At 68.7% G+C, this 12,187-nt stretch carries 12 protein-coding genes; 4 read left to right on the top strand and 8 right to left on the bottom strand.

Translation table 11 applies throughout. The features are described 5' to 3' along the window. Positions 1–177: 177 nt before the first annotated feature. Genes AC3IPP_RS00185 through AC3IPP_RS00175 form a run of 3 tightly spaced genes read left to right on the top strand, consistent with a single transcriptional unit; the run spans position 178 to position 1,670 of the window. A complete protein-coding gene (locus AC3IPP_RS00185) occupies positions 178–564 on the top strand; it encodes a pilus assembly protein N-terminal domain-containing protein (RefSeq protein ID WP_489149892.1) in 387 nt (128 codons plus the stop codon). Between the two features lie 24 nt (positions 565–588). Next, the gene (locus AC3IPP_RS00180) at positions 589–1,095 is read left to right on the top strand and encodes a TadE/TadG family type IV pilus assembly protein (protein ID WP_489149891.1); all 507 of its coding nucleotides are present in this window, start codon (positions 589–591) and stop codon (positions 1,093–1,095) included. An 8-nt stretch (positions 1,096–1,103) separates the two neighbouring features. Beyond that, positions 1,104–1,670: a TadE/TadG family type IV pilus assembly protein gene (locus tag AC3IPP_RS00175; protein WP_489149890.1), complete on the top strand. Its 567-nt coding sequence runs from the start codon at positions 1,104–1,106 to the stop codon at positions 1,668–1,670. Here AC3IPP_RS00175 and AC3IPP_RS00170 read toward each other — a convergent pair. The 5 genes from AC3IPP_RS00170 to AC3IPP_RS00150 form a co-directional block, all read right to left on the bottom strand. Then, the gene (locus AC3IPP_RS00170) at positions 1,667–2,995 is read right to left on the bottom strand and encodes an anthranilate synthase component I family protein (protein ID WP_489149889.1); all 1,329 of its coding nucleotides are present in this window, start codon (positions 2,993–2,995) and stop codon (positions 1,667–1,669) included. The two genes, AC3IPP_RS00175 and AC3IPP_RS00170, sit on opposite strands and share 4 nt — an antisense overlap. Further along, positions 2,992–3,768 carry a tyrosine-protein phosphatase gene (locus AC3IPP_RS00165; RefSeq protein ID WP_489149888.1) on the bottom strand — a complete coding sequence of 259 codons (777 nt, stop codon included), beginning with the start codon at positions 3,766–3,768 and terminating at the stop codon, positions 2,992–2,994. Before AC3IPP_RS00165 ends, AC3IPP_RS00170 begins: the two co-directional genes overlap by 4 nt. 42 nt (positions 3,769–3,810) lie before the next feature. Further along, positions 3,811–4,140 (bottom strand): winged helix-turn-helix domain-containing protein, encoded by a 330-nt coding sequence (locus AC3IPP_RS00160; protein ID WP_087140620.1) that lies wholly within the window; start codon positions 4,138–4,140, stop codon positions 3,811–3,813. Position 4,141: 1 nt separating this feature from the next. Further along, positions 4,142–4,768, bottom strand: a complete 627-nt coding sequence (locus tag AC3IPP_RS00155) for a hypothetical protein (RefSeq protein WP_489149887.1) — start codon at positions 4,766–4,768, stop codon at positions 4,142–4,144. Positions 4,769–5,051: 283 nt separating this feature from the next. Then, the gene (locus AC3IPP_RS00150; protein WP_489149886.1) at positions 5,052–6,497 is read right to left on the bottom strand and encodes an AMP nucleosidase; all 1,446 of its coding nucleotides are present in this window, start codon (positions 6,495–6,497) and stop codon (positions 5,052–5,054) included. A 111-nt stretch (positions 6,498–6,608) separates the two neighbouring features. Between AC3IPP_RS00150 and AC3IPP_RS00145 the strand changes: the two genes are divergently transcribed. After that, complete coding sequence (locus tag AC3IPP_RS00145; RefSeq protein ID WP_252865407.1) at positions 6,609–7,148, top strand: SRPBCC family protein; 540 nt, start codon at positions 6,609–6,611, stop codon at positions 7,146–7,148. Between the two features lie 4 nt (positions 7,149–7,152). Here AC3IPP_RS00145 and AC3IPP_RS00140 read toward each other — a convergent pair whose 3' ends face one another. The 3 genes from AC3IPP_RS00140 to AC3IPP_RS00130 form a co-directional block, all read right to left on the bottom strand. Then, on the bottom strand, positions 7,153–7,803 hold the full coding sequence (locus tag AC3IPP_RS00140; protein WP_489149885.1) for an alpha/beta hydrolase fold domain-containing protein: 651 nt from the start codon (positions 7,801–7,803) through the stop codon (positions 7,153–7,155). Between the two features lie 64 nt (positions 7,804–7,867). After that, positions 7,868–9,982, bottom strand: a complete 2,115-nt coding sequence (locus tag AC3IPP_RS00135; protein ID WP_489149884.1) for a S9 family peptidase — start codon at positions 9,980–9,982, stop codon at positions 7,868–7,870. Positions 9,983–10,069: 87 nt separating this feature from the next. Further along, positions 10,070–12,181 (bottom strand): dipeptidyl-peptidase 5, encoded by a 2,112-nt coding sequence (locus tag AC3IPP_RS00130; RefSeq protein ID WP_489149883.1) that lies wholly within the window; start codon positions 12,179–12,181, stop codon positions 10,070–10,072. Between the last annotated feature and the right edge of the window lie 6 nt (positions 12,182–12,187).

Below are 12,187 nucleotides of genomic sequence, written 5' to 3'. Positions count from 1 at the left end.
AAGAGCGGGTAAAATCTCGACGCCCACGCGCAATATTGATGGTTACTTTCCTGTTTACTAGAATTCACCCCTGATCTCGGCGTCGGTAGAGAATTTCAGGGTTTCTTGACCTTTGGCCGTCAGCTTCCACGTGCGGCGCTCGCGCGCGCCCGTTCTGATCCTCACGGAGGTCCCGCCATGCGCTCAGCTTCTCTTTTCGCCAGCCTGGCCGCGACGCTCGCCCTGGCCGCGCCCGCCGTGGCGCAGGAACGGCCGCTGGACGTGCAGATCGACCAGGCGACGCGCGTGCAGCTTCGCGCCCCGGCCGGATCGGTGATCGTGGCCAATCCGCGCATCGCCGACGTCACCGTCACCGACGCCCGCACCCTGTTCATCACCGGCAAGAGCTACGGCCTGACCGAGATCATCGCTGTCGACGCCTTAGGCCGCCCCCTGTTCCAACGTCAGGTGGCCGTCAGCCCCGGCGAGACCGGCTCCGTCCGCGTCTGGCGCGGCGGCGAGGCGGTCGAGGTCGCCTGCGGCGCCCGTTGCGCCCCCGCCGCCCGCCCGTCCACGGCGCCCTGACTCATGCAGCGGGGGCCAGGCCTGATGCATCGTCGGCGCCGCCGCGAGGGCTCCACCGCCGTGGAGTTCGCCCTCGTGGCCTTCCCCTTCTTCATGCTGCTGTTCGGCATATTGGAGATCGGCCTGATGCTGCTGGTCGACGCCCTGGTCGAAACCGCCGTCTCCGACGCCGGGCGCCAGATCCGCACGGGCCTGGCTCAGGAACAGAAGCTGGAGATCGAGGACATCAAGGAGCGCCTGTGCGCCAATATGAGCGTCTTCGCCGCCGACTGCCCCAGTCGCGCCTTCATCGACATCCGCGTGGTCGAGGGCTTCTCGACCCCGTCCGACGCCGACCCGCTGAAAACAGGCGTCTTCGATCCCAGCGTCCTGACCTACAAGCCGGGCGGCCCCGGCGACCGGGTGCTGGTGCGCGTCTGGTACGAACAGCCCATCGTCACCCCCTTCATCGCCCAGGCCGTGTCGCGCACCACCGATCGCCGCGTGATGCTGACCACCACCCTGGCCTTCCGCAACGAGCCCTATCAATGAGGCGCGCCGTGAAAGCCGGGCTTCTGAAGCGCCTGTCGCGGGATCGGCGCGGCGTCTCGGCGATCGAGTTCGCCCTGATCGCGCCGGTGATGATCACCATCTACTTCGGCCTGATCGAATTCTCCCAGGGCTATATGGCCGAGCGCCGCGCCAGCCACGTCGCCTCCATGGTCGCGGACCTGGTGGCCCAGTCCGGCGGCACCAACGTCCAGGATCTGGAGAGCACCTTCCAGATCGGCGACATGATCATGCGGCCTTTCTCCGCTGACACCCTGTCGATCCGCGTCTCGAGCGTCACCGTAGATGCGCGCGGCGTCGCCACGGTCGAATGGAGCCGCGCTAAGAGCGCCAAGAATCCCAAGGGCGCCGACATCATGCCCGCCCGCAAGCGAGGCGATCCCATCACCGACCTTCCGCCCGGCCTGATCACGGACGGCCAGACCGTGATCCTGGGCGAGACGAACTACGGCTATGTGTCCGCCTTCGGCCAGATGATACCGGGCGGCATCGCCTTTCAGCGGAACTACTATCTCAGGCCGCGGACGACGGATCGGATCGCCTGCACCGACTGCTAGCCGCGCCCGACCAGAGCCTCCTTCAATGCGCTGAACTTGGCCTCGGTCTCCAGCCGTTCGGCGCGGGGGTCGCTGTCGGCCACAATCCCCGCCCCCGCCAGGGCGCGCCAGACCCAGCCGTCCGCTCCGCGCTCGAACGCCGCCGTGCGGATCAAGACAGAGGCCGTCAGCCGCGCCTCCTCGCCCAGCCCCCAGCCGAACAGGGAGCCGCACCACGGTCCGCGTGGCGGTTCATGGCCCGCGATCACCTTCATGGCCTGATGCTTGGGCGCGCCGGTGATGGAGCCTGGCGGGAAGGCGGCCTCCATGACCTCGGCCGGACCGCCCCCCTGCGCCGCCTGGGCGCTGACCGTCGAGACCAGGTGATGCACCGTCGGATGGCGCTCCAGTTCGAACAGGCGCTCGACCTGGACCGAACCGGGCCGCGCCGCCCGCGCCACGTCATTGCGCATCAGATCGACGATCATCAGGTTCTCGGCCCGGTCCTTGGCGCTGGCGCATAGCTCCGCCGCAAGGGCCGCATCGCGCGCCGGGTCAGGGTCGCGCGCGCGGGTGCCCTTGATCGGCCGGGTCTCGATGCGGCCGCTGTCGCCGTCGAAGGTCAGGAACAGTTCCGGCGAGTTGGACACCAGCGCCCGCTCGCCCAGCCGCCAGAAAGCGCCGTAAGCCGCCCCTCGTCCCGCCGACAACCGCAGGAAGACCTCGAACGGGTCACGGCCCGGCCTCAGTCGTCCGGTCCAGGCGCGCGCGATATTAGCCTGGAACAGCTCGCCTGCGCCGATGCGGGCGACCACGTCGGCCACCGCCGCCTCATAGGCCGCGCCCGAACCCTCCTCGAGCGCATGATCGCACGGCGGCGAAGGCGCCTCGACCGAGGCCGCTGCATCCAGCCAGTCCACGGCGCGCCGAGCCTCAAGCCGCGCCGCCTCGGCGTCGGCGCCGCGTCCGATCGACCGCACCTGTCGTTCCTGATGGTCGAAGGCCAGCAGGGCCGGATAGCGGGCCAGCATCAAGTCGGGCCAACCGTCGCCGCGCTCGCCCGTCGCAGGACGCGCCCCAGCGTCATAGCTCATCAACCCGACGACCCCGCCGCCTGCATAGGCGGGCTCACGCAGGCGCTGGAACAGCGCCCCATCCTCCGCGCAGCCGACGAACACCTGATCCGGCTCGCAGGCCACAAAGGACCAGCGCCCGCCGTGCGCCTGCGGATCGCCCGCCCCGGCCAGCAGGGCCAGGGCGCCCTCGCGACGGTTCAGCCCCGCCGCCGTCTCCAGAGGATCGCGCCAGGGGTGCGTCTCGACATGCTGAACAGGCAGGCCGCTCATGGAGCCAATCGCGCCCGGATGCGGTTAACCAGCGACGCATCCACGCCCAGCACGCGCTCCAGATAGGCGCCGACCGAGCCGCTGTGCGCGCGCATGGCGCCGAAGGCCTCGTCCAGATAGGCCGCCTCGACGCCCAGGAAGGCGACGACCGCCCCGTGCGACGCCGTGCGGCCGGTCATGGCCGTCAGCTTGCGCGCGACCTCTTCCGCCCGACCGTCCAGATCCACGGCCTGATTGGTCGCCAGATAGTCCGCCATCAGGTCGTCGTGGGCCACGCCCAGCAGGCTGTGAGTCAAGGCCGCCAGCAGGCCGGTCCGGTCCTTGCCCGCCGCGCAGTGGATCAGCACCGGACCCTCGATCTCGGCCAACAGGCGGAAGTAGCGGCCGAACAGGTCGACATGGGCTGTTTCGAACGGCAGGCGGCGATAGGTCTCGGTCATGAAGGCGCGGCCGGACGCCTCGGTCAGGTCGGCGGTCTTCAGAAAGGTCAGGTGCGGCGCCTCGCCGCCGTCGTCATGGTCGCTTTCGATCAGCGTTCCGAGCCAGCCGACCGGGCGGCGCGACGGCTGGGCCCGCCGCTCGCTGGGACGGCGCAGGTCGACCACGGCCGCCAGCCCCAGCGCTTCCAGTCGCGCCACGTCCGCCTGCGTCGCCCGCGCCTGATGCGCCGCGCGATAGAGCCGGCCGCGCGCCAGCAGGCGATCGTCCACGGCGTAGCCGCCATAGTCACGGAAGTTGTCGATGGCCTCGAACGGCGAAAGGCGGTCGCTCATGACCGCCTTTCTTAGACTGTTCGACGCCGCACGCCAGTCCGGTTAGCGCCCCGCCACCAGGGCCGACATGGCGTCCAGATAAGCGAGAAAGGCGTCGCGTCCGGCCTCCGTCATGCCGGCCCGCGTCAGGGGCTTGCGGCCCTGAAAGCTCTTGGACACGGCGACGAAGCCCGCCTCCTCCAGCTTTCGCAAATGCACCGACAGATTGCCGTCCGTCGTCTGCAACCGCGCCTTCAGCTCGCCGAAGTCGGCGCTCTCCACGCTGGACAGATAGGCCATGATCCCCAGGCGCACCCGGCCGTGGATCACCTCGTCGATGCGGCCGATGTCGAAGGCGTCAGCCTCATCGGCCGCCGGTTCCGAAGCGGCCATGTCAGACCACCTCCGTCGGTTCCTGGCGCATCAGGATCAGGCCTGGGACGAGGGCGAACAGGAACAGCCCCGCCGCATAACCCAGCCACATCAGGGGACTGCCGATCAGAAAGGCGATCAGAGGCGTCGCGATCCAGCTGCCGATCGCCAGATACCATTGCCACTTCTGCCCGCTCATCGTCGCCGACACCGCCCACGCCGAACCGTAAAGGGCGAAGATCAGCGAAGGGAAGATCATGGCGGCCGTATCGCTCTGCGTCTTCCATCCGATCACGCCCATGGCCAGGGACATGACGAAGATGCCCAGACCGGCGCCCATCCAGCCGGCGCCGGCGGCGCGATTACCCACCGACTGCGCGCCCGGTTTGCGGTCCGCTTGCCTGATCCCGACGATAAGCGCACCGAAGAAGACCAACATGGCCGAGCCCCAGAGGACCAGATAGGCGACGGGCGGGATGTCTATCAGGCCGCTGTCGATGCCGTAGTGGACGATCGCCGCCACCCCGAACACCAGCCCGGCGGTGACCAGAATGCGCCCGCCCACCAGCGGCGCCTGCCGTCCTTCCTGCGCGAGAGCCTTCATATAGGCGATGTCGTCGTGAACGGATTGAACCTGGTCGCGGGTCATGGCGTCTCTCCCTGCCTGTTATGCAGAAAATGAGCCAAGAACTTTATGTTGTAAAGTTCTTTCTCAGAACCAAACGCAACGCCTCTCCCTCCCCTTCATGGGAAGGGTGGCTGAGGCCGCCAGGCCGAAGCCGGGTGGGGCGGGGAGGTAAGTCGAACGCTGCGTCCAGGATCACCTGGCCCTCCCCACCCGGTCTTCGCTTCGCTGCGACCACCCTCCCCATAAAGGGGAGGGAGAAATCGCGCTCAAGCAGCGAGCCGTCGCGCGGCGAGCGGTAGCGCCCTTATCTGAACGGCGGCTCATCGAAAGCGCGCAGCTTGCGCGAGTGCAGGCGGGTGCCTTCGGCGCGCAACAGGTCCACCGCCTGAATGCCGATCTGCAAATGCTCGGAGATCGAGCCTTCGTAGAAGCGGTTGGCTTGGCCCGGCAGCTTGATCTCGCCGTGCAGCGGCTTGTCCGAGACGCACAGCAGCGTCCCGTAGGGCACGCGGAAGCGATAGCCCTGGGCTGCGATGGTGGCCGATTCCATGTCGATGGCGACGGCGCGGCTCTGGTTGAAGCGCAGGGCCGACTTGGAATAGCGCAGCTCCCAGTTGCGGTCGTCGGTGGTGACGACCGTGCCGGTGCGCAGACGCTTCTTCACCTCTTCACCCGGCGCGCCCGAGACCAGCTTGGTCGCGTCATAGAGGGCGCGCTGCACCTCGGCGATGTTGGGGATGGGGATGTCGGCCGGCAGGACCGCGTCCAGCACATGGTCGTCGCGCAGATAGGCGTGGGCCAGGACGTAGTCGCCGATGGTCTGGCTGCCGCGCAGGCCGCCGCAGTGGCCGATCATCATCCAGGCGTGCGGTCGGGTGACGGCCAGGTGGTCGCAGATGGTCTTGGCGTTCGACGGGCCGACGCCGATGTTGACCAGGGTGATGCCCTGACCGTCCGGCCGCGTCAGGTGATAGGCCGGCATCTGATGACGGCGCCAGGCCGCATCCATGATGGCGACTTCCGGGTTCGGCGTGGCGCGGTCGATGATCACGCCGCCGGCGCAGGACAGGGTCTCATAGGGGCTGTCGGCATCGGCCAGTTGGGCGCAGGCCCAGCGCACGAACTCGTCGACGTAGCGGTGATAGTTGGTGAACAACACATAGGACTGCACGTCCTCGACCGGAGTGCCGGTGTAGTGCCGCAGCCGCGCCAGCGAGAAGTCAGTGCGCAGGCCGTCGAACTGGGCCAGGGGGAAGTCCTCGCCCGGCTCGAACAGGCCGTCCGAGATTTCGTCGCCGATGTGCGCCAGGTCCGTGGTCGGGAACCAGCGGGCGATGGCGGCGGTCATGGTGCTGTCCAGCACCACGCCGGAACCATCCAGCACATAGGGGAAGGGGATTTCCTGCTCCGACGGCTCGACCGTGATCCGGGCGCCGTATTCGTCGGACAGCAGCGTCAGCTGCTCCAGCAGATAGGCCCGGTACAGGTCAGGGCGGGTGACGGTGGTCGTATAGACGCCAGGACGCGACAGGCGGCCGAAGGCGCGCGTCTCGAGATCCTGCGGGCGGTCGCCGAACCAGCTGATGGTCAGTCGGGGATAGGCGAACAGGCCGGAGGCCCGCGCTTCGGGATCAGCGCGCTCGCCGGTCTCGAGGAAGCGCTTCACTGCATTGCGCAGGTTGGCGACGGATTGATTGTAGAGGGTTTCGAGGCGGTCCAGCGCCGCCTGGGGGGTCATCTTGTCTGTCATGGCTTCCTCTAGCGGAAATCCGTGACCTTGGCGAGACGGGGGAAACACGCCGACATGACAGTTGACCAGGAAAGCCGGCGCGCGCTTTCTCGTGCGGCTGGAGGATTCCCCATGGTTCGACGCCTTTCCGCCCTCGCCGCCGCGGCCGCCATGCTGGCCGTCGCCTTCGTTTCGACGCCCGCCTCAGCCGAGGTGAAATCGGCCGAGGCGCATGGCTTCGAGGTCGGCGGGACGCTGAGCCTGAACGCGCCGCCCGCACGGGTCTGGGCGCTGCTGACCGCGCCCGACGCCTGGTGGAGCCGCGACCATCGCTGGTTCAAGGATTCCGCCCTGTCGCTGGACCTGTCGCCCGGCGGCTGCTGGTGCGAGCAGGCGGCGGACGGACGCGTCTCGCGCCATCTGGAGACGGTGCTGGTCGAGCCGGGATCGAAACTGGTGCTGCAGGGCGGCCTTGGCCCGCTGCAGGGTCAGGGCGCAGCGGGCGGCCTGACGTTCAGCCTGAAACCCGAGGGCGAAGGGACGACCCTGACCTGGGCCTATGTCGTCGGCGGCTACGCCAGCGGCGGGCTGGCGGCCTGGGCCGCCCCGGTCGATGGAGTGCTGTCAGCCCAGTTGGCCAATCTCAAGACGCGGGCCGAGGCGGGCGACTGACGTCTCAGCCCAGCGCCTCGCGCAGGAAAGCGACCGCCCCCGCCATGTCGCTCGCCCCTCCGCGCCAGATCGGCGCCACGCCCAGACCTTCGCCATAGGCGGACGGGTCGGTGAAGGTCGCGTCCGGCCGTTGCGGCGCGCCCAGGGCCGCCGCCGCGCGCACCGCGCCGGGGGCGCCCGCCGCCGCCAGATAGCGCCGGTCCAGCGCCAGCATCAGGGCTGCACGGCCGCCCTCGCCCTGGCCCAGCACGCCGATACGCCCCGCGTCGCCGCCCAGATCATCCGCCCGCCGCGCCGCCCAGGCGACCGCCGCCGCCGCATCGGCGATGTAGGCTGGGTAGGCGCTGTCGGGCGCCGCCCGTCGGTCGGCCAGGACCACGACGAAGCCCCGCTCGGCCAGATCGCGCGCCGAACGCTCGTCCGCCGCATCCGGCGCGCGGTCGGGCAGCAGGATCAGGATCGGCAAGCCTTCCGCCCGCGCCGGGCGATAAAGACGCAGGCTCTGACGTGGGTCGGCGCCATAGGCCGCGCGCGCCGAACGCCAGCCGGGTGGCCCCAGCAACGCGGGCGGCGTCACGCCTTCGCCGATCAACGGCGCACAGGCCGCCGTCGCCACGGTCGCCAGCAGCGGCGCCAGAAGCCCTCGTCTCGTCATTCCGCCTCCCCAAAAGCCGAAGGGCGCGGCCCTGTCGAACCGCGCCCCGAAGTCAGGCCGAGCCTTACTTGGCCAGGTGCTTATCCAGCCAGCCGAACACCTCATTGTGCCATTGCAGGCTGTTGGCCGGCTTCAGCACCCAGTGGTTCTCGTCCGGGAAGAAGACGAAGCGGCTCTCGATCCCGCGCCGTTGCAGGGCGGTGAAGGTCGATAGGCTCTGCGAGGTCGGGATGCGGAAGTCGAGGTCGCCCTGGACCACCAGCATCGGGTCGCGCCAGTTCTGCACATGGTTGGCCGGATTGAACTTCTGATAGCCCTCCGGGTTTTCCCACGGCGTGCCGCCGTACTCCCACTCGGTGAACCACAGCTCCTCGGTGCCGTAGCCCATGCCGAAGGTGTCGAAGACGCCGTCGTGGTTGACCAGGCATTTGAACTCGCCAGGCCAGTTGCCCGCAATCCAGTTGATCATATAGCCGCCGTAGGAGGCGCCGAGCGCGCAGGCGTTGCTCCCGTCGAGGAAGTCATACTTCGACTGGGCGAAGGCCCAGCCCTTCTGCAGGTCTTCCAGCGGGCGGTCGCCCCAGTGCTGGCTGATGGCGTCGGTGAATTCCTGGCCGTAGCCGGTCGAGCCGTGGAAATCGATCATCACCACCGCATAGCCCGCGCCCGCATAGGTCTCGGGGTTCCAGCGGTAGGACCAGCCGTTGCCGAACGAACCCTGCGGCCCGCCGTGGATCAGGAAGGCGACCGGATACTTCTGACCTTCGACGTAGTTGGCGGGCTTGATGACGTAGCCGTGGACCGTCTCGTTGTTCCAGCCGGGGAAGCTGAACTGCTCGGCCTCGCCGAAGGCCTTGGTCGCCAACTGCGGGTTCACGTTCGTCAGGCGGCGCGGCATTTCGCGGCCGCGATAGGTCTTGAAGAACAGGTCGCTGGGCGAGGTCAGGGTGTCGACCGCCATGACGAAGCCCGAGGACGTCTGCTGGAAGGCGCCGACGTGACCTTCGCCCGTCAGCGGCGTCACCACCCCGTTGCGCGCGTCGATGGCGAACAGGCGGGTCTGACCGACGTCGCCCGCCGTCGTGTAAAGGGTGTTGCCGTCCTTCGACCATTGCAGCGTATCGGCCGAGCGGTCCCAGTTGGCCGCGATCTGGCGCGTCTGGCCGGTGGCGACGTCGCGCAGGAAGATCGAATACTTGTCCGCCTCAAAGCCCGGACGGGCCATGGCGCGGTAGGCCAGGGTCTGACCGTCCGGCGAGAAGACCGGGCCGGTGTCCCAGGCCGGGTTAGCCTCGGTCAGATTGGTCAGTTGGCCGGGCGCCGAGACGGCGACGCTGTAGAGGTCGAAATTGGTGCTCCACGGCTCGCTGTTCCCCGCCTTGCGCGCCGAGAAGACCAGAGACTGGCCATCGGGGGCGAAGGTAAACTCGCTCTCGTCGCCGAACGGCTTGGAGGGGGTGTCGCCGTCGAAGCCCTTAGTCACCCAGACCGGCTCGCCGCCCGCCGTGCCGTCCGCGCCGATCGACTGGACGAACAGGTGGTTCTGGGTGTGGTCGTTCCACGTGTCCCAGTGACGCACGAACATGCGGTCATAGACCTGGCCGGTCGACTTGCGTTCGGCCTCGGTCTTGCCGCGCGCGACCGAGGCGTTCAGGTCCGCCGCGTCGGGATAGACGGCCAGGGACACGGCCACGGCATCGCCCGCGCCATTGATGCGATAGGCGTTGACGTCGGTCGGCAGGGCCGTGACCTGCGTCGCCGTCGCGCCCTTGTCGGCCGAGACCCAGACCTGGCTCGACCCCGAGCGGCCCGACAGGAAATACAGCTTGCCGTCGGCGCCCCAGCGGGCGGTGTTGGCGCCGCCTTCGGAAATCGCCAGCTTCTGCGGCTGGGCCTCGCCCTTCAGGCCCAGGATGTAGAGGGCGCTGGACCGCTTGTTGGCCGCCACGTCCGTCTGGGTCAGCGCATAGACCACCCACTCGCCGTCCGGCGACACCTGCGGATCGCCCAGCCGGTTGGCCGAGATCATGTCCTGATAGGTGAACGCATTCGAAGCCTGCGTCGTAGCTGTCGCCGCAGCCGGAGCAACGAGCGCTCCCTCGGCCAGGGCCGGCAAGGCCGTGGCGGTCAGCAGGGCGGCGGCGCTGAGGCCGGACAGGAGATGGGGCAGGCGGCGCATTCAGGCGCTCCTCATGCGGATTTCAATCAGGCCAAAGGCCTAACACCGCCGCGCGCCGCCCGCAAAGTCTCCTGTTCAGGTCGCGGTTTACTGGCCTTCCTTCGTCCAGTCGGCCGTCCAGTCTAGGATCTCCTGCTGCCACTCGACCCATGTCTGCGGCTTCAAGACCCAGTGGTTCTCGTCCGGCACATGGACGAAGCGGCTGGGGATGTTCAGCCGTTGCAGGGCCGAGAAGGTCGCCAGCCCCTGCTCCATCGGCACGCGGAAGTCCTTGGAGCCGTGCAGCACCAGCATCGGCTTCTTCCAGTCGCCCGCATAGGTCTCGGGGTTGTGCACGTCATAGACGGCCTTGCGGTCCCAGGTCGCGCCGCCGAACTCATGGATGAAGGTCGAGATGTCCATGGCGTTCATCAGCTGGGGCACGTCGAACACCCCGGCGTGGTTGACCAGACAGCGCCACGGCTCGTTCCACTGGCCCGCGATCATATTGACCATATAGCCGCCGTAGGAGGCGCCGAGCGCGCAGGCCCGCTCCCCGTCGATCCACGGATTGGCCGACAGCGCCGCCTGCCAGCCCTTCTGCAGATCCTCCAGCGGACGGTCGCCCCAGTGGTCGTTGATGGCGTCGGTGAAGGCCTGGCCATAACCCGGCGAGCCATGGAAGTTGACCATCACCACCGCATAGCCCGCAGCCGTATAGACCTGCGGATTCCAGCGGTAGGACCAGCTTTCGGTCCAGGGCGACTTGGGCCCGCCGTGGATCAGATAGACGGCCGGGTATTTGCGGCCCTCGACGTAGCCCGCAGGCTTGAACACCCAGCCGTGCGCCGTCTCATTGTTCCAGCCGGGGAAGCGGATTTCCTCCGGGCGCGGCAGGTCGATGCGGGCCAACAGCTCGGCGTTGTGCTGGGTCGCCTGGCGCGCGGTCTGGCCGTTCCGGGCGATGCAGACCTGCGTCGGAGCCGTGAAGCTCTCATGGGCGTAGGCCAGGACGCCGCCGACCTCGTCGAAGTCGCCGACCGAGCCGATGTCGGTCAGGGCCTTCACCGCGCCGCTGCGGGCGTCGATCTCGAACAGGCGGTTCTGGCCTTCGTCGGCGGCCGTCACATAGAGCGCCCGTCCGTCCGAGCGCCAGGTCAGGCCGCTGGGGCCGCGGTCCCAGTTGGTCAGGGCGCGGGCGCCCGAACCGTTCGCATCGGCCACCATGACCACCGGCTGATCGCCGCCGACGTTCTCGCGCGGGGCGGCCAGCCAGGCCAGGCGGCGTCCGTCCGGCGACAGGGCGGGCGCCCCGTCCGGCCCCGAATGGCCCTCGGTCAGATTGACCGGGGCGCCGCCGTCCACGCTCAGGCGATACAGGTCGCTGTCGTTGGTGAAGGCGGCGCGGTCGGCCTGCTTGCGCGCGGCATAGACGAAGGTGCGCCCGTCGCGCGCGATCGTCAGACCGCCCTCGCCGACGCTGACGTCCCCATCCAGACCGGCGGTCAGGTCACGCGGCGGCCCCTCGGCGAAGCCCGAGCCGTTCAGCGGCTGCAGGAAGATGTGGCTCTGACGCCCGTCGGCCCAGCGGTCGAACACCCGCAGCGGCATCCGGTCATAGACCTGCTGGTTCGACTTGGCCCGCTCGGCCAGGCGGTCGCGGGTGCACTCCAGGGTCTCGCAGTCCGTATAGATCGACACGCCCAGCACCAGGGCCTTGCCGTCCGGCGTGAAGCGGAAGCCCGACAGGGACACCGGCAGGGTGGTCGCCTGGGCCGCCGCCATGCCGTCGCGGTCCGCGCGCCACACCTGGTTCGATCCGCCGCGCGACGACAGGAAGTAGATCGACTGTCCATCCGGCGCCCAGCGCGCGCTCGAAACGCCGCCGTCGGAGATCGGCAGGCGACGCGGGGGCGACGCGCCATCGACATCGACCATCCACAAACCGGTCTGGTTCTTGTTGCCGTTCCAGTCCGTCGTGGTCACGGCGTAGATGACGCGGCGCCCGTCAGGCGAGACGCGCGGATCGCCGACCCGCTCCATCGTCGCCAGATCCTTCAGGCCAAGACGGTCGGAAGCCTCGGCCTGAGCCGGTGCAACAGCCGCGACCGGCGCGGCCTGGGCCAAAGTCGCTTGAGCCAGAACCGGCGTCGCCGCCAGCCCCCCCGCCAGCAGCAGCATCTGGACGGCCGCAGCCGTCATCCAATGTGATCGGGTCATTACGCT

The organism is Brevundimonas sp. KH_060 (genome assembly GCF_057838275.1).
The sequence above is the reverse complement of the archived record's forward strand: the minus strand, read 5'-3'. Positions and strand labels throughout refer to the sequence as shown.

Excerpts from the sequence above, each read along its gene's own strand:
- AC3IPP_RS00185 (WP_489149892.1), top strand. The coding sequence starts at position 178 with ATGCGCTCAGCTTCTCTTTTCGCCAGCCTGGCCGCGACGCTCGCCCTG.
- AC3IPP_RS00180 (WP_489149891.1), top strand. The coding sequence starts at position 589 with ATGCATCGTCGGCGCCGCCGCGAGGGCTCCACCGCCGTGGAGTTCGCC.
- AC3IPP_RS00170 (WP_489149889.1), bottom strand. The coding sequence starts at position 2,995 with ATGAGCGGCCTGCCTGTTCAGCATGTCGAGACGCACCCCTGGCGCGAT.
- AC3IPP_RS00165 (WP_489149888.1), bottom strand. The coding sequence starts at position 3,768 with ATGAGCGACCGCCTTTCGCCGTTCGAGGCCATCGACAACTTCCGTGAC.
- AC3IPP_RS00160 (WP_087140620.1), bottom strand. The coding sequence starts at position 4,140 with ATGGCCGCTTCGGAACCGGCGGCCGATGAGGCTGACGCCTTCGACATC.
- AC3IPP_RS00155 (WP_489149887.1), bottom strand. The coding sequence starts at position 4,768 with ATGACCCGCGACCAGGTTCAATCCGTTCACGACGACATCGCCTATATG.
- AC3IPP_RS00150 (WP_489149886.1), bottom strand. The coding sequence starts at position 6,497 with ATGACAGACAAGATGACCCCCCAGGCGGCGCTGGACCGCCTCGAAACC.
- AC3IPP_RS00145 (WP_252865407.1), top strand. The coding sequence starts at position 6,609 with ATGGTTCGACGCCTTTCCGCCCTCGCCGCCGCGGCCGCCATGCTGGCC.
- AC3IPP_RS00140 (WP_489149885.1), bottom strand. The coding sequence starts at position 7,803 with ATGACGAGACGAGGGCTTCTGGCGCCGCTGCTGGCGACCGTGGCGACG.
- AC3IPP_RS00135 (WP_489149884.1), bottom strand. The coding sequence starts at position 9,982 with ATGCGCCGCCTGCCCCATCTCCTGTCCGGCCTCAGCGCCGCCGCCCTG.
- AC3IPP_RS00130 (WP_489149883.1), bottom strand. The coding sequence starts at position 12,181 with ATGACCCGATCACATTGGATGACGGCTGCGGCCGTCCAGATGCTGCTG.